A 21,163-nucleotide genomic window follows, 5' to 3' on the forward strand; every position below is an offset into this window, starting at 1 on the left:
TGACGGGGGCGAGAGGGGAGAGGGGATCTGGATGCGTGGCGGGGGCGGGTGACGCCGGTGTGGGCCGCCGCGCCTACTCGCCGCCGGCCGAACGCACGAGTACGGGCCAGGCCACGGTCGCCATCTGCTCCGGCGACCCGGGGGTGCCACGGAGCAGCCAGTCGACGACGACGCTCAGGATTCCCCCGGCGATGAACGCCGAATCGACGTCATGAGGAACGGTGCCAGGGTCGTGCGCATGCGTTCCAGGCGCGTCTGCGGAGTGGTGTCGGCTCACATGAATCGCGACGGTCATCCGTTCCCTCAGATGGTTCAGCACCCGGGCCGAGCCGTCCGGCCCGAGCAAGGTGCGGTAGAGCCGGGCATGTTCAGCCACATGCGCGAAAAGCGGGGGCAGGGTGTCCTCGTGCGGCTCGGGAAGGTCGGTGACGTACAGACCGAGCGTCGGCGCTGCGGCCATGAGGGCGTCGAAGTACTCCGTACAAGCCGATGCCGCGAGCGTGTCGATGTCGGTGAAGTGGTCGTAGAACGTCGAGCGGGCCATCCCGGCGCGCTTGGCGATGTCAGCGACGGAGATCTGTTGGAGCTCCTTCTCTTTGATCAACTCGCGCAGGGCGGCCTGGAGTCCGGCGCGCGACCTCGCCACCCGGGGATCCCCCACGCTCTTGCGTTTGACCTCTTGCCGAGTCAGCACCTGCTCACTGTAAGGTCGCCGACACCTGTATGAAAACCTACAGTCGTAGGCAAATCCTGATGGGGTGTGCCATGGGAGTCCTGGACCAGAAGACCGCAATCGTGACCGGGTCGGGCGGAGGGATCGGCAGGGGGATAGCGCGGGCCCTCGCAAAGGAGGGAGCGGCCGTGGCTGTCATCGACGTGGACGCCGAGGCCGCCGAACGCACCGCCGAGGAGATCAGGGAGTTCGGGGCTGACGCACTCGCCCTGCCGTGCGACATCCGCGACCGGAACGCGGTCGACGCCGCGGTGAACGCCACCGTGCGGCGGTTCGACACCGTCGACATCCTCGTCAACAACGCCATGGCCGCCCGAACCGGTGTGCCGATCGAGCACATCAGCGACGACGACCTCGAACTCGCCTTCCGCACAGGGCCGATGGCCACCGTCTACTTCATGCGGGCATGCCACCCGCACCTGAAGGACGGCGGCAGAGTCATCAACCTCCGGTCCGGCTCGGAGATCCAAGGGCTGCCCGGTTACGGCTCCTACATCTCCGCGAAGGCCGCCGTGGGAGGTATCACCCGCGCGGCGGCCCGCGAATGGGGCCAACAGGGCATCACCGTCAACGCGATCTGCCCCTTCGCGCTCAGTGAGGCCGCACAGGCACACTTCGAGGCCCGGCCGTACGACCTGACCGCGGCCCTGTCCAGCCTCTCCATCAAGCGGACCGGAGACACCGAGAGCGACATCGGGCGGGCCGCGGTCTATCTGGCCGGCCCCGATGCCTCCTTCGTCACCGGCTGCACGATCATGATCGACGGCGGCGGCTCGTTCCTCGGCTGACCCGGTCGCGCGGGACGACCGGGCGGACTCCTCCCCAGGGCCTCTCGTTCGGATCACGCCGGGCTCCCTCCCCATAGACCCCCAAGGGGGAACCATGATAGACACAGATTATATATGATATTCATTCTATGGAGGGTTCGATGCGTGTCCTGACCGGGATCGACGAGCTACGGGCGGCCGTCGGCGAACACCTCGGGTACAGCGGCTACCGGAAGGTGTCCCAGGGCGACATCAACGCCTTCGCCGAGCTGACCGGCGACCATCAGTGGATCCATGTGGACCCGGACCGCGCCGAGGACGGGCCCTTCGGCAGCACCATCGCGCACGGACTGCTGACCCTTTCGCTCGGCCCTCGGATGGTCAACGACGTCTTCCGTATCGACGGGCTGCGCATGGGCGTGAACTACGGCTACGACCGCATCCGATTCCCCGCCCCCGTCCCCGTGGACTCGAAGGTGCGCGTGGGCGCGGTGCTTGAGGCGGTCGAGGACGTGCCCGGCGGCGTCCAGGTACGGATGGCTTTCACCTGGGAGATCGAAGGCGGGGCCAAACCGGCGTGCGTGGCGGTCATGCTGCTGCGGTACAGCGCCTGAGCGGGAGGAGAAGGGTGAGGGTGAGGGGTGGAGTCGTCATGCGTGAAGCGGTTGTCTGCGAGCCATTGCGTACGCCCGTCGGCCGGTATGGCGGTGCGCTGCGCGACCTGCCCGCCGTCGGCCTGGCGGCCACCGTCCTGCGTGCGCTGGTCGAGCGCACCGGGCTGACCTCGGCCGACATCGACGAGGTGCAGCTCGGGCAGTGCTATCCGACGTCCGAGGCGCCTGCGATCGGCCGGGTCGCCGCCCTGGACGCCGGCCTGGACGAGAGCGTCGCGGGCCTGCAGATCGACCGGCGGTGCGGGTCCGGTCTGCAGGCCGTCCTCAATGCCGCCATGCAAGTGCGGACGGGCGTATCGGAGTTGGTGATCGCCGGCGGCGCGGAGAGCATGAGCTGCGCCGCGTTCTACACGACTGAGGCCCGCTGGGGAGCGAAGGGCGGGGCGCTCACCCTTCACGACGCGCTGGCTCGTGGGCGCACAACGGCGGCTGGCAGGTTCCATCCCGTGCCGGGCGGGATGCTGGAGACCGCGGAGAACCTGCGACGCGAGTACGGCATCTCGCGGCTCGAACAGGACGAGCTGGCGCTCACCTCCCATCTGCGCGCCGTGGCTGCCCAGCGCACGGGTCGATTCGCCGACGAACTCGTGCCGGTGGAGGTCTCCGAGCACAGGGGCACACGGCTCGTCGACGCCGACGAGCACCCGCGGCCCGAGGTGTCCCTGGAGTCGCTGGGCCGGCTGCGTCCGGTGCTGTCCGCACAGGACGACGAGGCGACGGTCACGGCCGGCAACGCCAGTGGCCAGAACGACGGCGCCGCGGTCTGCGTCGTCACGCATCCGGACAACGCGCAGCGGCTGGGGTTGCGACCCCTCGCCCGGTTCGTCTCCTGCGCGGTTGCCGGCGTACCGCCCAGGACCATGGGCATCGGCCCGGTCCCCGCCACTCGGATCGCTCTGGAGCGTGCGGGGCTGAAGTTCGCCGACATCGATCTGATCGAGATCAATGAGGCATTCGCCGCCCAGGTCCTCGCCTGTACAAGGGAGTGGGGCTTCGGGGCCGCCGACTGGGATCGTACGAACGTCAACGGCTCGGGGATCTCGCTGGGCCATCCCGTCGGTGCCACCGGCTGCCGGATCCTCGCGACGCTCCTGCGCGAACTGGACCGCCGGCAGGGGCGCTACGGCCTGGAGACGATGTGCATCGGAGGCGGCCAGGGCCTGACCGCGGTCTTCGAGCGCATCCCCGCGTAGCCACCGGCGGACATCACCACGTACAGACATCACCGTGTACGGACGACGCCGCGTGCCCACGACTCCGCGTACGGACTGCTGCCGGTGCGGTGCCGGAGGTGACAGGCGGGCCGCGCAGATGAGTGCGCCGGTGCCCGGCAGACGCGTCCGTGCGGGTGGCCGTCCCTCCCGTCGGCCACCCGCACGGGTCGTACGCGCTCACCCCGGGCGCACGATCCTCTCCGCCACCTGCCAGCCCTCGTCGGTGCGGCGGAGGGTGTCCCGGTACGTGCCCATCGAGGCCGGCACCGGGCGCTCGCCGGTCCCGACATAGAACTGCCAGCAGGATTCCGCGACCGCTTCGTCTCCTTGGACCGTCACCGCGGTCGTGCTGATCAGATGCCGCGTGTGGGTTCCCGGCCCGGCGATGGCGGATGCCCTCCGTTCGGCGCCGGCCTGGCAGATCTGGGTACGTCCGTGGCGTACTACCAGGCCGGGCATCTCCCAGCGCGCGTCCTCGGTGAAGCACGCGCCGTACTCGTCCAGGCTGCCCTCGTCCGAGGCGTGCGCGATCCGTGCGAGCACATTCCGGATCTCGACCTGAGCACACACCTGGAAAAGTGCCGGCCCGGACGCAGTCGCCGTCTCCTCATTCCCCACGACCAGTCCCTACCGCAGCCCGGCCGCGCGGGTGCCGAACAGATCGGCCGCGATCGAGGCGCCGAGTGCGGTCGCTTCCCAGCGCTTCTCGCCGCTGCAGATGCTGCGCGCCTCGTGCCAGCCGCCCATGAGGTGGATCTTGTCGTGGATCGCGCGGATCACCTGGCCGGTCACATGCTGGGCCTCGTCGCTCGCGAGCCACGCCACCAACGGGGAGCTGCCTGCCGGGTCCATCGGGTGGTACTCGTCCGCCCCCAGTTCGTCCGGCTCGAACGGCACCAGGTCCGCCCCCATCGTCGCGGTGAGGCGTGTCATGCCGCCGGGGCCGACGGCGTTGACCGTCACGCCGAGCTTGTACAGCTCAAGGCTCGTGGTGAGCGTCAGGCCGACGACGGCCGCCTTGGCCGTCGCGTAGTTGGACTGGCCCATGTTGCCGCTCAGACCGGCACCGGACGTGGTGTTGATGATCCGGCCCCGGATCCTCTCGCCCGCCTTCACACGCTCGCGCCAGTGGCGGGCGGCGTGGTGGGTGGTCAGCCAGGAGCCGCGGACATGCACGCGCATCACCGTGTCGAAGTCGTCCGGCGTCATGTTCCAGATCATGCGGTCCCGCGCGATGCCCGCGTTGTTGACCACGATGTCCACCCGGCCGAACTCGGCGACGGTGTTCTCGAAGAGCGCCTCCACGCGATCGGCGTCGGCGATGTCCGAGTAGTCGGCCAACGCCGCCCCACCGCGACCGGTGATGAGTTCGACGACCTCGTCGGCGTCCTTGCCTTCTCCCTCGCCGCGTACGGAGGAGCCGACATCGTTCACCACGACGCGTGCGCCGTGTCGGGCCAGCTCCAGGGCATGGCCGCGGCCGATCCCATGGGCGGCGCCCGTGACGATCGCGACCTTGTCCTCAAGAAGACGGGGCATTCAGACCTCCCGAGAGTGATTGCAGACTATATATATTATCAATGTCTTCAGAGGGGATACAGCATGCCCACAACAGATAGGCCCACTTCCGATCCCCGCGCCGACCTGCGCTGGGGAACCACGAGCGCGCTCCTCAGCGATGCGGCCGCCCGCCTCGGTTCGGCCGAGGCCGTGGTGGACGGCACGGACCGCTGGACGTACGCCGGACTCGATGCCCACGTCACGCGTCTGGCACGCTCGTTCCTCGCCGCGGGCCTGGTCCAGGGCGACCGTGTGGCGGTATGGGGTCCGAACAGCGGCAGGTGGATCGTCACGGCACTGGCCCTCCAGCGGGCCGGTGGCGTGCTGGTGCCGCTCAACACCCGCTTCAAGCCCGCCGAGGCCGCGTACATCCTCGCCAAGAGCGGGACGCGGATGCTCGTGGTCACCGGGGAGTTCCTGGGCCGCGACTACGCGGCCGGCCTCGCCCACGCGGCCGGACCACCAGACGGCGAACTCCCCTTCGCCGGACTGCCGCTGCTGGAGACGGTGGTGCTGATGGACGGCGAGCCGACAAAACCCGTCCTGAGCTGGACGCGGTTCGAGGACCTCGGCGAGACGGTGGACGAGGAGGACGTGCTCCGCCGGGCCGCCGCCACCGGGCCCGACGACCTGTCCGACATGCTCTTCACTTCGGGCACCACCGGGCATCCCAAGGGCGCGATGTGCACCCACGGCCAGACACTGCGGGCGTACGCGGTGTGGGCCCAGGTCGTGGGCCTGCGCGCGGGCGACCGGTACCTGGTGGTGAATCCGTTCTTCCACGGTTTCGGCTACAAGGCGGGCTGGCTCGCCTCGTTGATCGTCGGTGCCACGGTCCTGCCCGAGCGTACGCTCGACGTGCCGCATGTGCTCAAGGTCGTACGCGAGCAGCGCGTGACTGTCCTTCCCGGCACGCCGACGCTCTACCAGACCATGCTGGAACACCCCGACTTCAGCGCGGCGGACGTCGCACGTCTGCGGCTCGCGGTAACGGGGGCGGCCAGTGTGGCGCCCAGCCTGCTGGCCCGTGTCAAGCGGGAGATCGGCTTCGAGCACATCGTCACGGGCTACGGCCTCACCGAGTCGTGCGCGATCGTCTCGATGTGCCGTTACGACGATCCGCCCGAGGTCGTGGCGACCACGTGCGGCCACCCGCTGCCGGGCCTCGAAGTAGCGGTACTCGACCCCGGCGGCGCAGCGCTTCCGGTGGGGAGCGAAGGCGAGATCGTCGTGCGCGGATACACGGTCATGAAGGGGTACTTCGGCAACGAGTCCGAGACCGCGGCCACCATCGACGCGAACGGCTGGCTGCACACGGGCGACATCGGGCTGCTCGACGCCGACGGCCGGCTGCGCATCACCGACCGGATGAAGGACATGTACATCGTCGGCGGGTTCAACGCCTATCCCGCGGAGATCGAGCGCATGCTCGACAGCCACCCCGGCATCGCACGCTCGGCGGTTGTCGGAGTCCCCGATGAGCGGATGGGTGAGGTGGGAGCGGCGTTCGTCGTGCCCCGCCGCGACACGACGCTCGACCCCGACGAGGTCATCGGCTGGGCCAAGGAGAGCATGGCCAACTACAAGGTGCCCCGGCAGGTCCACGTGGTCGCGGACCTGCCCGTCAACGCCTCCGGCAAGGTGCTCAAGGGCGAACTGCGCGAACGCCTCGCCTCTCCCTCCACCACCGCTTCCGCTGCCTCCTCCGCTTCCCAGAGCTGATCAGGTCGCACCGAAGGCCCCGGCCGTCCGCAGCGCCTCGATCCGCGCTTCGTCGTAGCCGAGGAGGTCACGCAGGATCTCCTCGGCGTGCTCGCCGACGGCCGGCGCCCTCCCGCCGGCCGCGGGCGGCCCCTCCCCCACCACTCGTACGGGAAAGGGAAGTTGATCCGCGCCTAGGCGCTCAGCGCTCTGCCACGGCATCCGCTCGCCGAACTGCGGGTCCTCGACGATCGTCGCCGGTGTGTTCACCGGGCCGATCGGTACGTCGTGGGCGAGGCCCAGTTCGATCCAGGCCGCGGTCGTACGCTGCCGGAACACGTCCACCAGCTCTCGGCGAAGCCACAGGTCGCCCCGCGCGTGGTCGGCGAGATGCGCTCCGGGCCGGGTCTCGTAGAGGTCGTCGCGGCCGACGGCGGAGCAGAAGTTCTTCCAGAACTTCTGCTCGGAGGCCATGAACAGGATGTGTCCGTCCGCGGACGCGTAGAACTGGTAGCGGACGCCATCGGCCATACCCGCCGTTCCGGGGGCTCGCCGCTCCAGATCGTCCGACGGGTTGCCGGTGACCTCGTCGGCGGGCCGCTCGTAGGCGCGGTGGCCTTCGCTGCGCAGCCAGTCGAAGGCGGCCGAGGCGTCGGACTGGGCGACTTCCAGATGGCAGCCGGCGCCGGTCTCACGGGCGCGCAGCACCGCGGCCAGGATCGCCGCGGTGCCGTACAGCGGACCGGCGGTGATGCCGATGGAGGTGTGGTCCGGGATCGAAGGAAGACCTTCGGGGCCCGACACCGGGGCGACCGTCCCGGCCCACGCGTCGTACGCGATCCCGTGGCTGGGCAGATCGCGGTACGGGCCGGTCATGCCGTATCCGGAGATGGTGAACAGCACGACGCGCGGATTGACTTCCTTCAGCCGTTCGAAGCCGAGGCCCCTGCGGTCGAGCCCGCCGGGTCGCATGGCCTCGATCACGACGTCGGCGCCCGCCACGAGTTCCAGGAAGATGTCCCGGCCCGCCTCCGTACGGAGGTCGAGCACGATGCTGTTCTTGCCGCGGCTGATGTGCAGATGCAGGAGCGAGTCACCCCGCACGATGGGCCAGCTCATCTCGCGTATGTAGTCGCCGCCCGGCGGCTCCACCTTGATCACGTCCGCGCCCAGGTCGGCGAGCGGTGTGGAGACCGCCCCCGGACCGAGCATCGAGCACTCCACCACCCTGAACCCGGCCAGCAGCCGGGATCCCACTGGTGCGTCGTCGGTCACTTGCGACTCCCTCCGTTCGAGCAGTACCGTAACTATATATAATATTCAGGAGGTTGCGTGAACTCGATCTACACGTCGGCGCAGGGCCTGGACATACAGGTCGACGACGCCGTCCTGCGCATCACCTTGGACAATCCTGAACGGCGCAACGCACTCAACGACGTCTCGATGGCGGCGTTCATCGCAGCGCTCGAACGGGCCGCGACGGACGAGCAGTTGCGTGCCGTGCTGCTCTCCGGCGCCGGCTCGGTGTTCTGCAGCGGCTTCGACATCGTCGGCCGCAACGCCGCACGGAACGGCGCCGCAAAACCCCGTACCGGCAGCATCCAGCGCAGACTTCCCACCCAGGCCAACCGGCTCATCCCGCTGCTGCTGGAGATCCAACTCCCGGTCGTCTGCGCGGTCCGCGGTGCCGCTGTCGGGATCGGAGCGCAGTTCGCGCTCGCCGCCGATTTCACGATCGCCGCGGACGACACCCGCTTCTGGTATCCGTTCCTGCGCCGCGGATTCACCCCGGATTCGGGCAGCACTTGGCTTCTCCCTCGCGTCGTCGGGCCGCTGCGCGCCCGTCAACTGCTCATGCTGGGGCGGGAGTTCTCCGGCCGCGAGGCAGCGGAGTGGGGCATAGCCCACGCTGCCGTCCCCGACGACGAAGTCATGCCCTCCGCCGAGCGGCTGGCCCGGGAGCTGGCGGAAGGCCCCACCGTGGCGCTCGGTCTGACGAAGGCGCTGCTCATCGCGAGCGCCGACCGCGATCTACGCCTGCACCTGGCCGACGAGGCGTACGCGATGGAACTCAGCAGCCGCAGCCCGGACTTCCGCGAGGGCCTCAAGGCGTTCGCGGAGCGTCGCGATCCCGAATTCCAGGGCCGCTGACGCAGGGCCGACTCCACCGGGTCCCCTGTGCCTGGTCTGCTGTGCCTGGTCTGCTACGGCTGGTGACGGCTGAACCAGGCGACCACGTCGCGCACGCAGTCCTCACTCTTCACTCTTCCTTCCAGATCGGTGCACGCCTGGCGGCGAACGCCGCCGGACCCTCGGTCTGATCCGGGTGTCCCCACAGGCCGGCCAGCTCGGCGGCGCCCGCCTTGCACGCGTCCGTAAGTCCCTGTTCCAGGGCGCCCCACAGTGCGCGTTTGGTGGCGCGCAGAGCCGCGGGTGAGTTCCGGGCGATCTTCTCCGCCAGCTCCTGCGCGGCGTCGTGAAGGCGCTCCGGGGGGTCGACGACCTCGCTCACCATGCCGAGTCCGTACGCCCTGTCGGCACCCATCCGCTCATGGGATCCGACCAGTGCCATACGGAATACGGCCTCGGCCGGCATCTTGCGCAGCAGCGCGATCGTCTCGACGGCGCTCACCTGGCCGACCGAGACATGCGGATCGGTGAACACGGCGTCGGAGGCGGCGAGCACGATGTCGGCGTCGGCGACGAAGTGCAGACCGCCGCCCGCGCAGATGCCGTTGACGGCCGCGATCACCGGCTTGTCGATGCCGAGATGCCATGCGGTGAAGCCCAGGTCGAAGTTCTCCATGGACTCGCGGTAGCGCTCCATGCCCTGGCCGTCGGTGGCGAGTTCGACGACGTCCGCGCCGGTCTGGAAGTCACAGCCGCGCCCGGCGTTGACGATGACCCGCACGCCCGGGTCCGCCGCGAGTTCGGTCCATGCCGCCCGCAGTTCGTCGCGCATCGCGTTGTTCATGGCATTACGGCGATCGGGCCTGTTGAACACCAGCCAGCCGACCGGTCCTTGACGGACGACATCCAGGGTCGCGTAGCTCATGCGGGGTCCGTCCCTTCGGAATCCTCGGCGGCCAGGCGCGCGACCAGCTCGCGCTTCAGGACCTTTCCGATCTCTGTTCTGGGGAAGTCGTCGACGAGGTGCACCGCGACAGGAACCTTGTATCCGGCGAGGCGGCCACGGACGAACGACCTCACCTCCTCCGGTGCGGGCGTGCGCCCCGGCACCGCCCGAATCCAGGCCACCGGTACCTCCCCGAGGCGTTCATCGGGTACTCCGGCCACGGACGCGTCCGCCACCTCGGGGTGATCGCGCAGCACCTCTTCGACCTCGTACGGGACCACCTTCAACCCGCCACGATTGATCATGTCCGAGACCCGGCCCTCGATCCACAGGAAGCCCTCGGGGTCCAGTCGGCCGAGGTCGCCGGTGCGCAGATAGCCGTCCCTCACCCGGTCCGGGGGCAGTTCCTCCTCGGACGAGGCGAAGGGTGAGCTGATCCAGATCTCCCCGACCGCGCCCCGCTCGACGTCCGCCGCCGATGCGCCGAGGATCCGGATCTTGACGCCCGCGTGCGGTCTGCCGACCGCGCCGAGCTTTTCGGACCCGTGCTCGCGTAGATCCGCCGCGGTCCAGCCGACCACTTCTCCGCCGAGTTCGGTCTGCCCGTAGGAGTTCATGACGCCCACCCCGAAGCGCGCGTGGAAGCGGCGCGCCTGGGCCGGGGAGAGCGGCGCCGTGACGGACCGTACGTAGCGCAGGGGGCCCAGATCCGTCACGCGGGGCTCGTCGCAGAGCATGGTCATCATGGGTGGCGCCAGGATCGTGGAGCGGATCTCGAAGCGCTTGACCATGGCCGCGTACTCAGCGGGATCGAACGGGTCGAGGAGCACCACCTCGGCCCCGAGACGCACGGCGAAGAGCGTGTTCCAGATGCCTGCCCAGAGGGCGAGCGAGCTGGGCATCAGGTTCGGCATGGGGCGCCCGGCGCCCTTCCTGCCGGCGCCCCGCAGCTTCTCGATGACCGTGTCGATGCCCTTGCACACGCCGTCGTGCTCAAGGACCACGGGCTTGGACGCACCGGTCGTACCCGAGGTGCGCATCACGAGCGCGACCGATTCGCCGGCCTCCTCGCCCTGCCACGGCTGTTCGGCATCCGTGACCGACCAGCGGTCAGCGTCCTGAACGAGCCGTCTCCAACCCGCGCGTACACGCCCTGACTGCCGTCCGCTCGTGATGACTGCTGCGGGAACGGTGGCGGCCAAGTGCTGGTCGAGTTCCGGATCGGTCAGGCGGGCGTTCACAGGTACGTACACACCGCCTGCCAGCCAGGTGGCGAACATGGCCGTGAGCGCGAGCGGACCGCTGTCGACCACACAGGCGACAGGCGCGCGCTCGACCGGCCCGAGCAGGCGGGCCAGCGTCCGCGCCCTGTCGGTCAGCTCACCGAGGGTGAGGCTTCCTTGTGGCCAGTGCGCGACCGGAAGGTCAGGCGTACCCGGATAGTCGAGGAGGAAGGAACTCAGGTTCATCGGGCAGCCGCCAAGTGATGTGCGAGGGTCTCCAGGTGCTCCTCCGGCCTGCCGAGCAACTCCCTGCTGGTCCACGCCCGCTTCAGGTAGAGATGGGCGTCGTGCTCCCAGGTGAAGCCGATCCCTCCGTGCACCTGGATGCTCTCCTTGGCGACGGACACGAAGGCGTCCGAGCAGAAGACCTGCGCGACGGCCGCGGTCACGGCGAGTTCCGGTACGTCGGTCAGCGGGCTCCCGTCGGGTGGAGGCGCGCCCACGCCCTGGCCGGACAGGAGCCCGGCCGCCGCATGGGCAGCGGCGATCGCAGCGGAGTTGGCGGACTCCACCGCGACCAGGAGGTCGGCCGCCTTCTGTTTGGTGGCCTGGAAGGAGCCGACGGCGCGGCCGAACTGAACCCGGTTCCTGGCGTGGTCGACGAGCATGTTCAGGCACTCGGCAGCGCCTCCGGCCTGCTCGCACGCGAGCATGGCCCGTGCCAGATCGAGGGTGTTCTCCAGGGTGAGCGCGGGCTCCCGACTTGCCAGGAGCGTCGCCCGTACGCGGGAGAACGTGAGCCGCGCCTGGCGACGGGTCTGGTCGAGGCAGACGAGCGGCTGACGGTCGAGCCCGTCGGCTCCCGCCTCGACTGCGAACAGGGCGAGATCACCACCGAGTCGCGCCGGACAGAAGATGAGGTCCGCGGTGCAGCCGTCCACCACATGACCGGCGACACCGTCCAGTACGTATCCACTGCCGTCGGCCCGCGCCTCGACCGGACGGCCGAGGTGTGCGGGACGGCCCGTCCCGTCGCTGGTGACAACGGTCCCGGTGATCGTGCCGGCACAGAGGCCCGGGAGGTGGCGCTTGCGGGCCGCGTCGTCGTCCGAGAGCAGCAGGAGGGGAATGGCCAGGCCCGCCGTCGACAGGAGGGGTCCGCAGAGCATGCGCCGCCCGGCCTCCTCGAAGAGGACGCCCTGCTCGACAGCCGACAGCCCGGCGCCGCCGTACTCCTCGGGTACGGTCAGCCCCGTCACACCGAGTTCGCCGCACAGCCGTCGCCAGGTGTCCTTGTCCCAGCCGTCGGCCATCTGCCGGCGCACTTCCTCCGAGGACGAGAGGTCGGCGAGCGCCTCACGTGCGGTCCGCCGGAGCATCCGGAGGTCGTCGGCCGTCATGCCCGGCCCCCGGAGAAGGACTCGATGGTCGCGTCGAATGCCTCGTCGAGGGTGCTTCCAGGCGCGTCAAGGAGTCTCACGGGCCCGTGTTCACGGCTCGGCAGCAGGATCGTGGCGCTCGCCGGCGATGTGACTTCCCCGCGCTGGTTACGGGTGCGCAGGTCCAGGTCGACGGCCGGCCGGTCACCCTCGGCGAGGTAGCGCCGGGTCACTTCGCCTTCGACCCATTGCGCATCCCCTACGTAGTTGAACTTGCGGAATTCGACGCGCAACCGCCACAGCCAGGCGTCATCGCCCATCCAGTCGGTGCACGCGTGGATGAGCCAGGACTCGCGCATGCGGCCGTAGTCGAAGGTCGTGGGGTTGCCGGACCTGCGGGCGTACGACGGGTCCCAGTGCACGCGCTGCATCGCATCGGGTATCCCGAGTTCGTCGCGGTGATAGAAGCGCGGGATCCGTTGGCGGTTCCGGTGGGCCAGACGCAGTGGGGCCACCCCGTACATGCCCATCCCCATGCCGACGTGCCAGCAGACCATGTCGGTCACGGTCAGCGGGCCCTTCACCAAGGGCCCCACCGGGTCTCCGACCCGTACGTCCTCCCACCAGCGTGGTTCGCTCCCCCGTGGGCCTTCGGCGGCCAACTGCTCGTCCAGCGCGGCCAGTTGGTCCTCGTCCCACGGTGCGACGGTGACGTCCGCGTACTTCTTGCGCTCACGCGCCTTGCTGCGTTCGGTGCGGTACATCATGCGGTGCTGTACGCCCAGGAGCACCCCGGCTTCAGTGCGGTACGCCTGCGATGTCCACTCCTGAACGCCGCGCCCACCGAACTCACTCGGCTTGTCGACCACGCCGACCAGGGCGGTCCTGCGGAAGATCCGCTGGTCTGCGGTGAGCGGGGCCCACCACTCGCGCTCGCTCGCCGCGTAGAAGGCGTGCACCCCGCGCAGGGGATCACCGCGCAGCTCCTTCTGCTGCTCCCACTCCGCCTCGGTGAGCTGATCTTCACCGATGAGGCTGTCGCCGCCGATCAGCGGCGGCGGCGCGATCTGCTCCTTCCATCGCGTGGTCGGCGCGTAGGACGGAACGCTCCACAGCGGATTGTCGTCCCCGTACGACCTCGCCACATGACGGAAGGCGTCCGCTCCCGGCCGTAGGTAGTGCGGAGGCACCGGATAGACCTGTGGCAGCCCGATCCGCGCGCGCAGCCGGGCGACTCCCTCATCCGTGATCGTTCCGACGGTCGCCGATTCCGACATCCACGGCCTCCCATGCCTTCGAAGCGGCCCACACCCAGGAATCTTGTATCATCGATATGATATACAATCAATGTGCCGAGCGACGATCCCCTCCTCATCGAGAGACGCGGCCCCGTGGGCTGGCTCGTCTTCAACAGGCCCGACGTGGGCAATGCCATGAACGCCCGGATGATGGAGCAACTACCCGAAGCCTGGAAACGGTTCGAGGACGATGACGCGGTGCGGGCGATCGTGGTCACCGGGCGCGGCACCTCCTTCCAGACCGGTCTCGACGTGCGCCAGCTCAGCCGGGACCCGCAAGCTCTGCGCGCGATGTCCCGCCGCACCAAGCAGGCCGATCTGCGGCTGACCGGCTGGCACCTGGGTGTGAGCAAGCCGGTCGTCACGGCGGTGAACGGAGTCTGCGCCGGCGGCGGTCTGCACTTCGTCGCCGACTCCGATCTGGTCGTGGCCGCCGAGACGGCTTCCTTCCTCGATCCGCATGTGAGCCTCGGACAGGTGAGCGCGTTCGAGACGATCGGCCTCGCCCGCCGTGCCGCGTTCGGTGCGGTGGCCCGGATGGCCTTCACCGGCGCGCACGAACGGATCGACGCGCGGACGGCACTGCGCCTCGGCTGGGTCGGCGAGGTCGTCGCGGCCGACCGCCTGGAGGAACGGGCGCAGGAACTCGCCGAGGCGACCGCCCGCCATCCGCTGTCGGCCGCCGCGAGGAAGACCGCCCTGTGGCACGCGTGGGAGACCGGCTTGAGCGACGCGAGAGGGATGACGCGATGAGTGACGTGCTGGCGCGGTGCCGAACCGCCGACGAAGTGAGGGCCGCCGTTCACGGCTGGATACGGCGGAGCGTGCCGGCACCCTGGCGCACGGCTGCGGAGTCCGGCGGCCGGAGTGCGGTGCGACGGATCCGTACACCCGACGAATACCGCCTCTGGTACCCGGAGTTCGCCCGCAGCGGCCTGGTCGTCGCGCAGTGGCCCGCGGAGTACGGCGGCCTCGGCTGGACCATGGAACTGGCCCAGGCCGCCGAGGCCGAGCTGCGCCCGTACCATCTGCCGCGGCTCAATCCGCTCGGCCTGAATCTCACGGCCGCCGCGCTCTTCGCACATGGCAGCCACGAGCAGCGTCTGCGCTTCCTGCCGCCGCTGGTCTCCAACGAGGAGGTGTGGTGTCAGCTCTTCAGCGAGCCGGGGGCCGGCAGCGACCTCGCCTCCCTCGCCACCGCGGCCGTACGCGAGGGCGACACGTGGCGCATCACCGGGCAGAAAGTGTGGACGACCTGGGCCCATCTGGCCGACTTCGGTGTCCTGTTGGCGCGGACGGACCCCGATGTGCCCAAGCGCGAGGGCATCACGTACTTCCTCATCGACATGCGTCAGCCGGGTGTCGACGTCCGCCCGCTGCGGCACATCGGCGGTGAGGTCGACTTCAACGAGGTGTTCCTCGATGGGGCCGCGGTGCCGGATGTCCAGCGGGTCGGGGAGGTCAACTCCGGCTGGAAGGTGGCCCGTTCCACGCTCAGCGGAGAGCGGCAGATGGTGTCCGGTGCGGGTTCCGGCGGCGTCGACCGTATCGGCGGCACGGGAGCGGGACGGCTCATCCGGTTGGCACAGGAGCGCGAGGAACAGGGACTCCTCTACGGCTGGGACGACGCGGACACACGCCACACGCTCGTACGGCTGTGGTGCGAGGAGCAGATCCGGTCGTGGACCAACTCCCGTGTCCGCGCCGGGATCGCGGCCGGCTTCTCGCCCGGCCCCGAGAGCTCGATCGGCAAGGTCCACGGCTCCGAACTCAACCAGCGGCTCCAGGAGACCGCCGCGCGCATGCTCGGCCTGGGAGCGACCGCGTGGCCGGGCGACCCCGGCGGCTACGCCGAGGACATGCCCGCCGAGGTCCGCGCCATGCTGCGCAGTCGCGCGAACACGATCGAGGGCGGCACGACCGAGGTCAACAAGAACATCCTCGCCGAGCGCGTGCTCGGCCTTCCCAAGGAGCCCGACCCCTGGGAGGGCAAGCCGTGGCGCGAGGTACCACGAGGCTGAGGAGGCCGGATGACCGCCATGGACGACGGGGACTTCGAGGAGATGCTCCGCACCACCAGGCAGTTGGTGCGGGAGCAGGTCGTACCCGCGGAGGCCGGGATCGACGAGACCGACCGCATACCGGACGACCTCAAGGCGCTGGCCGCGCAGGTCGGCCTCTACGGATTCGCGCTGCCCGAGGAGTACGGCGGCTTCGGGCTCAGCATGGCCCGCGAGGCCCGCCTCGTGATGGAGCTGGGCTATACGACCCCGGCGTTCCGGTCGCTCTTCGGCACCAACAACGGCATCGCCGGGCACGTCCTGATGCTCGGCGGGACCGAGGCGCAGAAGAAGGAGTATCTGCCGAGGATGGCATCGGGCGAATGGACGGCTTCGTTCGCGCTCACCGAGGACGAGGCGGGTTCCGACCCCGCCGGCCTGCGGACGACGGCACAGCGGATCCCCGGGGGCTACTCGTTGACCGGCTCCAAGCGCTTCATCACCAACGCCCCGGTCGCCGACATCTTCATGGTCTTCGCCCGGCACGGCGACGAGGAGCGTGCGACCCGCGACATCTCGGTCTTCCTCGTGCCCGCCGGCACGCCCGGCCTGACCGTAGGGCCGAAGGACGCCAAGATGGGCCAGCACGGCGCCTGGACCGCCGAGGTCCGTCTCGACGGGGTCGAGATCCCGGACCATGCGCTTGTCGGTGGACCCGAGGGCAAGGGCCGCGGCTACCTCACCGCCATGGCCTGTCTCGCCCACGGCCGTCTGCACATCGCCGCGCTGTGCGTCGGCATGGCCGAACGGCTCCTCGACGAGACGACCGCGTACGCCCTCGCCCGCAAGCAGTCCGGGCGTCCCATCGCCGAGTTCCAGCTCATCCAGGGCCTCATCGCCGACTCGCAGACCGAGGTGTACGCCGGCCGCGCCCTCGTACTGAACGCGGCCGAGGCGTACGACCAGGGCACCGACACCCGGCTGGGACCGTCCTGCGCCAAGTACTTCGCGAGCGAGATGGTCGGTCGCGTCGCCGACCGCGCCGTCCAGGTGCACGGCGGCACCGGCTATATGCGGGGCGTCGCGGTCGAGCGCTTGTACCGGGATGCCCGGCTCTTCCGTATCTACGAGGGCACGAGCCAGGTGCAGCAGGTGGTCATCGCCAAGCAGGCCCTCAAGACAGCACGTGAGCGCGGGCGCTGACGTTCCGGGAACGCTTCCGACTCGCCGGAGGGCGGTCCGAAGGGGCTGCGGTCGCGTGACCGCAGCCCCTCACGCCCCCGTATCGCCAGTCAGTGCCGGACGATCTGCCCGCCATCGGTCGCCAGTATCTGACCGGTCACCCACGACGAGTCGTCCGACAGCAGGAAAAGCAGCGCACCGACATGGTCCTCCGGAGTACCGAGACGCTTGATCATCAGAGAGTTGACCAGAGGCTCGATGTACGCCTCCGGCACGACGGTGCGCGTGGCCGCGGTGTCCGTGGGGCCGGGAGCGATCGCGTTGACCCGGATGTTACGGCCGCCGAGTTCGGAGGCGAGGTTCACGGTGAGCGCGTTCAGAGCTGCCTTGGCGATCGAGTAGTAGCCGCCGGCCATCCATGCGGCGGTCGAGGACTGGTTGACGATCGAACCGCCGCCGCGCTCGGCCATCGACTCGTAGCACGCGCGCGTGCAGTGGAGCGCGCCGTTCATGTTCACCGCGAGGAAGCGGTTGTAGTAGTCGGCGTCCACGGTCAGGAGGGATGCGATCTTCATCCCGCCGTAGATGGCCGCGTTGTTGACCAGGTAGTCGATGCCGCCCCAGGCGGACTTGACGGTCTCGGCCATGGCGAGAGCACTCGCCGGGTCGGACACGTCGACCTTGACCGCGAGCGCGGTGCCGCCGCTGGCCTCGATCTCCTTGGCGACGCGGTCGGCCTGCTCGGAGTTGAGGTCGGCGACGGCGACGCGGGCGCCCTCGGCGGCCAGCGACTTGGCATAGACCTCGCCGATCCCCTGACCCGCCCCGGTCACGATCGCGATCTTGTCCTTGAAGCGCATACTGCGGCCCCTCCCCTGATTCCGACTCAAGAATCCCAGATTTTTGAATACTATATATAACATTGAGTTGTCGACGAGTGGTAGCCGCCGGACGCGTCGAACTCCGACCGGCCCCTCCCCACCGAATGACTGGAGCACCTTCGTGCGTATAGGGATGCCGCTGGCCTACAGCGGCGGATTCACCGAGACCGCGGACCGGCTGACCGACTACGAGCGGGCCGGCCTGGACGTCGTGCTCCTGCCCGAGGCATACAGCTTCGACTCCGTCAGCCAGCTCGGCTATCTCGCCGCGCGGACCAGCACGCTGGAGATCGCCTCCAACATCCTCAACATCTACTCCAGGACACCCGCATTGCTCGCGATGACGGCCGCAGGGCTCGACTACATATCAGACGGGCGCTTCACCCTCGGCATCGGCGCCTCCGGGCCGCAGGTCGTCGAGGGCTTCCACGGGGTGCCGTACACGTCGCCGCTCGCCCGCACCCGTGAGGTGGTGGAGATCTGCCGAAAGGTCTGGCGCAGAGAGCCGGTCGAGCACACCGGCACGTTCTTCCATCTCCCGCTGGATCGCGACCACGGCGGATCGGGCATCGGAAAGCCGCTCAAGCTGATCAACGAGCCCGTGCGGGAGCGGATCCCGATGACCCTGGCCGCACTGGGACCGAGGAATGTCGCCCTGGCGGCCGAGCTGTTCGAGGGCTGGGAACCCATTTTCTTCTACCCGGAAGCCGCTCGTACCGCATTCGGCGATGCCCTCGACGCCGGCCTCGCCCTTCGCGATCCGTCGCTCGGCGCGCTGCGGATCGCCGTCGACACCCAGGTCGCCGTGGTCGAGGACGAAGCCGAGATGGCCGAGGCGACCGGGTACGTCCGCCGCCAACTTGCCTTGTACATGGGCGGAATGGGGGCCAGAGGCAAGAACTTCTACAACGATCTGGCCAGACGCTACGGCTTCGACGAGGCCGCCGCCACGGTCCAGGACCTCTATCTCTCCGGTCACAGGGCCGAGGCCGCCGCAGCGGTCCCGGACGCGCTCGTTCACGGCGTCTCACTGATCGGCCCCATCGGCCGGATCAGGGAGCGCGTCGCCGCCTTCGCCCTGGCCGGCGTCACCCAGCTCAACGCCAGGCCCCTGGCCGCGACGCACGCACAACGCGTACGGGACATCGGCCTGCTCAAAGAGGCCGCCACTTGAGGAACGCGCTGAGGGGGTCCGGCGAAGTCCGCTGCGGCTCGGCAGCGCCCTGAAGGGGCGCCGGGAACCGCGCGACCAGCCACAACGGACCCGCGGGCAGTGCACCGGAGTTCCAGCCGAGCGCTCAGCGGAGTGCGGTCTCCGCCAGTCGCAGGGCGTGCTCGTCCGCGCTGCCGAACGCGGTCTCCTGGACCCACGCCCGCTTGAGGTAGAGGTGGGCCAGGACCTCCCAGGTGAAGCCCATTCCACCATGGACCTGAACGCAGGTGCGGCCGTTGGCGCAGGCGGCGTCGTCCGCGAGGACCTTGGCGGCGGCCACGGCCTCGCCCGGGTCTCCCACGCCGGGTTCGTCGAGCGTCAGCGCCGCGACGTACACCGCGGCGCGCGCGAGGTCGACCCGGACAAGGGCCTCCGCCAGGAGGTGCTTGATCGCCTGGAACGAGCCGATCGTGCGGCCGAATTGAACGCGTTCGGTGGCGTATCGCGTGGCGAGATCCAGGGCTCCGCGGGCGACGCCCGTCTGGAGGGCCGCTGTCAGGAGGGCGCCCGTCTCGCGCCAGTGTGCGGCGTCGCGCGCCGATCCGATCCGTTCGCCCGGTCCCAGAGGTCCGGCGATCACCGCGACGGGCGTGAGCGGGTCGAGCGGTTTGGCCGGGACCACGGTCCGCACGCCGTCCACCGGGTGCAGGAACAGCCCGGAGTCCTCGACCACCAGCACGTGGGTGGCATTCGGAAGATGCTCGGCCACCGCTGCCGGGTCGCGTCCGTCCAGGACGGCGACCACACATTCGCCGGTCAGGACGCCCGGCACGCGCTCCGCCGCGAGCAGACTCGGCACCAGCGGACCGGGAACGAGGAAGCGGCCCAACTCCTCGCACAGAATGGAGGCTTCCGTCCAGCCGAGCCCCATCCCGCCGGCTCCCTCCGGGACGGCCACCCCGAACAGGCCCAACTCGGCGAGCCGGCGCCAAGCCGCGCCGTCCCAGGCCGGGTCGGACAGACAGGCGCGCAGCCGCTCCGCGGACCACTCCCCGTCGAGGAAGTCGACGAGGCCCGCGCGCAGGTCGAGTTGATCGGGGCTCAGCGTGAGGTCCATCGAGGCTCCTTGGGCAGGCCGAGGGCGCGCTCGGCCAGGATGTTCTTCTGGATCTGCGAGGTTCCCGCGGCGATGGTGTACGCGAGTGTGGTGAGCCGGTCCACGACGATGCGGGCGTTGTCCAGGCCGGGCAGCTCACTCACGGACAGGGCGGCGCGGCCCAGCACATGGGCGGCGAGGTCGCCGATCCGCTGCCGGTTCTCCGTGAATCGCAGCTTGAAGACCGAGGCACCCTGCTCCGGTACCGCGCCGGCCGACGCCTCGGAGACGTTCTTCAGGATGAGGGACCAGAGTCCGGAGACCTCGGCGGTGAGGCGGCCGACGTCGCGGCGCAGTCCCGGATCGGCCCACAGCGTTTCGCCGCGAGGACCGGGGCTGTCGCGGGCGATGCGGGCGATCTCTTCGAGGAGGTGGCGGGATTCGAGGACGTCGGCGATGAAGGCCGTGCCCCGCTCGAAGGAGAAGGTCACCATCGCCACACGCCAGCCGTTGTTCTCGGCACCGACCAGGTTCTCGGCCGGAACGCGCACCTCGTCCAGAACCAGTTCCGCGAACTCGTCGTTCCCCACAGCGTTGCGCAGTGGCCGCACCAGGACGCCCGGTGTGTCCATCGGCAGGATCAACCAGCTAATGCCGTGGTGCGGTGGCGCGTGCGGGTCCGTCCGTACGAGCAGTTCGCAGTAGTCGGCGACCTGGCAGTAGGACGTCCACAGCTTGCGCCCGTTGATCACATACGAGTCGCCGTCCCGGATCGCGGACGTACGGAGGGAAGCGAGGTCCGAGCCGGCATCCGGCTCCGAGAAGCCCTGGCACCAGACCTCCTCGCCCCGCAGGATCCCGCGCAGATGGCGTGCGCGCTGCTCCTGTGTCCCCGCGGCGATCAGCGTCGGACCCGCGTGCAGCAGCCCGACGAATCCGGCACCGACACCCGGCGCCCGCATGCGCGCGCATTCCTCCAGGAAGATGAGCTGCTCGGTCGGTGACGCGCCGAGCCCGCCGTGCTCGGCCGGCCAGTCGACGCCCGCGTACCCCGCGTCGAACAGCCGGCGCTGCCATGCACTGTCGTACGCCCTTCGGCCGGTCCAGTCGTCACGGTCCGGAGCAGGCGGCACGGTAGGCAGTGTCTCGGCGAGCCAGTCCCTCAGCGCCTCGCGGAACGCCAGTTCGGCATCGGTGTAGCGCAGTTCCATGCGGGGCCCCTCACC

At 69.6% G+C, this 21,163-nt stretch carries 20 protein-coding genes; 9 read left to right on the forward strand and 11 right to left on the reverse strand.

All coding sequences use genetic code 11. The features are described from left to right. Window positions 1-73 precede the first annotated feature (73 nt). Window positions 74-694, reverse strand: a complete 621-nt coding sequence (locus ACIQNU_RS41905) for a TetR/AcrR family transcriptional regulator (protein WP_401377412.1) — start codon at window positions 692-694, stop codon at window positions 74-76. A 71-nt stretch (window positions 695-765) separates the two neighbouring features. On the opposite strand from ACIQNU_RS41905, the gene ACIQNU_RS41910 reads away from it, so the two are divergent. The 3 genes from ACIQNU_RS41910 to ACIQNU_RS41920 all read left to right on the forward strand — a co-directional run bounded on the left by ACIQNU_RS41910 (window position 766) and on the right by ACIQNU_RS41920 (window position 3,367). Next, window positions 766-1,521 carry an SDR family NAD(P)-dependent oxidoreductase gene (locus ACIQNU_RS41910; protein ID WP_401377416.1) on the forward strand — a complete coding sequence of 252 codons (756 nt, stop codon included), beginning with the start codon at window positions 766-768 and terminating at the stop codon, window positions 1,519-1,521. A gap of 140 nt (window positions 1,522-1,661) precedes the next feature. Continuing rightward, window positions 1,662-2,114 carry a MaoC family dehydratase gene (locus tag ACIQNU_RS41915; protein WP_401377418.1) on the forward strand — a complete coding sequence of 151 codons (453 nt, stop codon included), beginning with the start codon at window positions 1,662-1,664 and terminating at the stop codon, window positions 2,112-2,114. A 38-nt stretch (window positions 2,115-2,152) separates the two neighbouring features. Beyond that, window positions 2,153-3,367, forward strand: a complete 1,215-nt coding sequence (locus tag ACIQNU_RS41920) for an acetyl-CoA C-acetyltransferase (protein ID WP_401377421.1) — start codon at window positions 2,153-2,155, stop codon at window positions 3,365-3,367. A gap of 198 nt (window positions 3,368-3,565) precedes the next feature. On the opposite strand, the gene ACIQNU_RS41925 is transcribed toward ACIQNU_RS41920, so the two are convergent. Together ACIQNU_RS41925 and ACIQNU_RS41930 are read right to left on the reverse strand one after the other, a co-directional pair. Further along, on the reverse strand, window positions 3,566-4,006 hold the full coding sequence (locus tag ACIQNU_RS41925; protein ID WP_401377424.1) for a nuclear transport factor 2 family protein: 441 nt from the start codon (window positions 4,004-4,006) through the stop codon (window positions 3,566-3,568). A 9-nt stretch (window positions 4,007-4,015) separates the two neighbouring features. Then, window positions 4,016-4,927 carry an SDR family NAD(P)-dependent oxidoreductase gene (locus tag ACIQNU_RS41930; protein WP_401377427.1) on the reverse strand — a complete coding sequence of 304 codons (912 nt, stop codon included), beginning with the start codon at window positions 4,925-4,927 and terminating at the stop codon, window positions 4,016-4,018. Window positions 4,928-4,990: 63 nt separating this feature from the next. Between ACIQNU_RS41930 and ACIQNU_RS41935 the strand changes: the two genes are divergently transcribed. Beyond that, complete coding sequence (locus ACIQNU_RS41935) at window positions 4,991-6,670, forward strand: FadD3 family acyl-CoA ligase (RefSeq protein ID WP_401377430.1); 1,680 nt, start codon at window positions 4,991-4,993, stop codon at window positions 6,668-6,670. On the opposite strand, the gene ACIQNU_RS41940 is transcribed toward ACIQNU_RS41935, so the two are convergent. Next, on the reverse strand, window positions 6,671-7,924 hold the full coding sequence (locus ACIQNU_RS41940; protein WP_401377433.1) for a CaiB/BaiF CoA transferase family protein: 1,254 nt from the start codon (window positions 7,922-7,924) through the stop codon (window positions 6,671-6,673). It lies immediately after the preceding gene. A gap of 57 nt (window positions 7,925-7,981) precedes the next feature. On the opposite strand from ACIQNU_RS41940, the gene ACIQNU_RS41945 reads away from it, so the two are divergent. Continuing rightward, window positions 7,982-8,800, forward strand: a complete 819-nt coding sequence (locus ACIQNU_RS41945; RefSeq protein ID WP_401377435.1) for an enoyl-CoA hydratase/isomerase family protein — start codon at window positions 7,982-7,984, stop codon at window positions 8,798-8,800. Window positions 8,801-8,909: 109 nt separating this feature from the next. On the opposite strand, the gene ACIQNU_RS41950 is transcribed toward ACIQNU_RS41945, so the two are convergent. From ACIQNU_RS41950 to ACIQNU_RS41965, 4 genes are read right to left on the reverse strand one after another with little or no spacing between them, the layout of a single operon-like run. Continuing rightward, window positions 8,910-9,704, reverse strand: a complete 795-nt coding sequence (locus ACIQNU_RS41950) for an enoyl-CoA hydratase/isomerase family protein (RefSeq protein WP_401377438.1) — start codon at window positions 9,702-9,704, stop codon at window positions 8,910-8,912. Further along, complete coding sequence (locus ACIQNU_RS41955; protein WP_401377441.1) at window positions 9,701-11,194, reverse strand: class I adenylate-forming enzyme family protein; 1,494 nt, start codon at window positions 11,192-11,194, stop codon at window positions 9,701-9,703. The genes ACIQNU_RS41950 and ACIQNU_RS41955 overlap by 4 nt, the downstream gene beginning before the upstream one ends. After that, window positions 11,191-12,348, reverse strand: coding sequence for an acyl-CoA dehydrogenase family protein (locus ACIQNU_RS41960; protein ID WP_401377444.1), 1,158 nt, complete (start codon window positions 12,346-12,348; stop codon window positions 11,191-11,193). Before ACIQNU_RS41960 ends, ACIQNU_RS41955 begins: the two co-directional genes overlap by 4 nt. After that, window positions 12,345-13,604, reverse strand: coding sequence for an acyl dehydratase (locus tag ACIQNU_RS41965; RefSeq protein ID WP_401377447.1), 1,260 nt, complete (start codon window positions 13,602-13,604; stop codon window positions 12,345-12,347). The genes ACIQNU_RS41960 and ACIQNU_RS41965 overlap by 4 nt, the downstream gene beginning before the upstream one ends. 72 nt (window positions 13,605-13,676) lie before the next feature. On the opposite strand from ACIQNU_RS41965, the gene ACIQNU_RS41970 reads away from it, so the two are divergent. The 3 genes from ACIQNU_RS41970 to ACIQNU_RS41980 are packed head-to-tail and all read left to right on the forward strand — an operon-like array spanning window position 13,677 to window position 16,828. Then, window positions 13,677-14,378 carry an enoyl-CoA hydratase/isomerase family protein gene (locus ACIQNU_RS41970; protein WP_401377450.1) on the forward strand — a complete coding sequence of 234 codons (702 nt, stop codon included), beginning with the start codon at window positions 13,677-13,679 and terminating at the stop codon, window positions 14,376-14,378. Then, on the forward strand, window positions 14,375-15,646 hold the full coding sequence (locus tag ACIQNU_RS41975; protein ID WP_401377452.1) for an acyl-CoA dehydrogenase family protein: 1,272 nt from the start codon (window positions 14,375-14,377) through the stop codon (window positions 15,644-15,646). Before ACIQNU_RS41970 ends, ACIQNU_RS41975 begins: the two co-directional genes overlap by 4 nt. A 9-nt stretch (window positions 15,647-15,655) precedes the next feature. Next, window positions 15,656-16,828 (forward strand): acyl-CoA dehydrogenase family protein, encoded by a 1,173-nt coding sequence (locus tag ACIQNU_RS41980; protein WP_401377454.1) that lies wholly within the window; start codon window positions 15,656-15,658, stop codon window positions 16,826-16,828. Window positions 16,829-16,917: 89 nt separating this feature from the next. Here the strand turns inward: ACIQNU_RS41980 and ACIQNU_RS41985 are convergent, their stop codons facing one another. Continuing rightward, window positions 16,918-17,667 (reverse strand): SDR family oxidoreductase, encoded by a 750-nt coding sequence (locus ACIQNU_RS41985; protein ID WP_401377457.1) that lies wholly within the window; start codon window positions 17,665-17,667, stop codon window positions 16,918-16,920. A gap of 142 nt (window positions 17,668-17,809) precedes the next feature. On the opposite strand from ACIQNU_RS41985, the gene ACIQNU_RS41990 reads away from it, so the two are divergent. Further along, a complete protein-coding gene (locus ACIQNU_RS41990; protein WP_401377460.1) occupies window positions 17,810-18,862 on the forward strand; it encodes an LLM class F420-dependent oxidoreductase in 1,053 nt (350 codons plus the stop codon). A gap of 124 nt (window positions 18,863-18,986) precedes the next feature. Here ACIQNU_RS41990 and ACIQNU_RS41995 read toward each other — a convergent pair whose 3' ends face one another. Beyond that, window positions 18,987-19,958, reverse strand: coding sequence for an acyl-CoA dehydrogenase family protein (locus ACIQNU_RS41995; protein WP_401377462.1), 972 nt, complete (start codon window positions 19,956-19,958; stop codon window positions 18,987-18,989). Further along, a complete protein-coding gene (locus tag ACIQNU_RS42000; protein ID WP_401377464.1) occupies window positions 19,943-21,148 on the reverse strand; it encodes an acyl-CoA dehydrogenase family protein in 1,206 nt (401 codons plus the stop codon). The genes ACIQNU_RS41995 and ACIQNU_RS42000 overlap by 16 nt, the downstream gene beginning before the upstream one ends. Window positions 21,149-21,163 lie beyond the last annotated feature (15 nt).

The sequence above is a fragment of the Streptomyces sp. NPDC091292 genome, from assembly GCF_044757265.1.
In the GTDB taxonomy this organism is placed as follows: domain Bacteria; phylum Actinomycetota; class Actinomycetes; order Streptomycetales; family Streptomycetaceae; genus Streptomyces.

Bases quoted from the DNA above. Each gene is read 5' to 3' on its own strand.
- ACIQNU_RS41920 (WP_401377421.1), top strand. From the start codon at position 2,153: ATGCGTGAAGCGGTTGTCTGCGAGCCATTGCGTACGCCCGTCGGCCGG.
- ACIQNU_RS41930 (WP_401377427.1), bottom strand. From the start codon at position 4,927: ATGCCCCGTCTTCTTGAGGACAAGGTCGCGATCGTCACGGGCGCCGCC.
- ACIQNU_RS41935 (WP_401377430.1), top strand. From the start codon at position 4,991: ATGCCCACAACAGATAGGCCCACTTCCGATCCCCGCGCCGACCTGCGC.
- ACIQNU_RS41965 (WP_401377447.1), bottom strand. From the start codon at position 13,604: ATGTCGGAATCGGCGACCGTCGGAACGATCACGGATGAGGGAGTCGCC.
- ACIQNU_RS41980 (WP_401377454.1), top strand. From the start codon at position 15,656: ATGACCGCCATGGACGACGGGGACTTCGAGGAGATGCTCCGCACCACC.
- ACIQNU_RS42000 (WP_401377464.1), bottom strand. From the start codon at position 21,148: ATGGAACTGCGCTACACCGATGCCGAACTGGCGTTCCGCGAGGCGCTG.
- ACIQNU_RS41955 (WP_401377441.1), bottom strand. From the start codon at position 11,194: ATGAACCTGAGTTCCTTCCTCCTCGACTATCCGGGTACGCCTGACCTT.
- ACIQNU_RS41950 (WP_401377438.1), bottom strand. From the start codon at position 9,704: ATGAGCTACGCGACCCTGGATGTCGTCCGTCAAGGACCGGTCGGCTGG.
- ACIQNU_RS41995 (WP_401377462.1), bottom strand. From the start codon at position 19,958: ATGGACCTCACGCTGAGCCCCGATCAACTCGACCTGCGCGCGGGCCTC.
- ACIQNU_RS41960 (WP_401377444.1), bottom strand. From the start codon at position 12,348: ATGACGGCCGACGACCTCCGGATGCTCCGGCGGACCGCACGTGAGGCG.
- ACIQNU_RS41915 (WP_401377418.1), top strand. From the start codon at position 1,662: ATGCGTGTCCTGACCGGGATCGACGAGCTACGGGCGGCCGTCGGCGAA.
- ACIQNU_RS41975 (WP_401377452.1), top strand. From the start codon at position 14,375: ATGAGTGACGTGCTGGCGCGGTGCCGAACCGCCGACGAAGTGAGGGCC.
- ACIQNU_RS41985 (WP_401377457.1), bottom strand. From the start codon at position 17,667: ATGCGCTTCAAGGACAAGATCGCGATCGTGACCGGGGCGGGTCAGGGG.
- ACIQNU_RS41910 (WP_401377416.1), top strand. From the start codon at position 766: ATGGGAGTCCTGGACCAGAAGACCGCAATCGTGACCGGGTCGGGCGGA.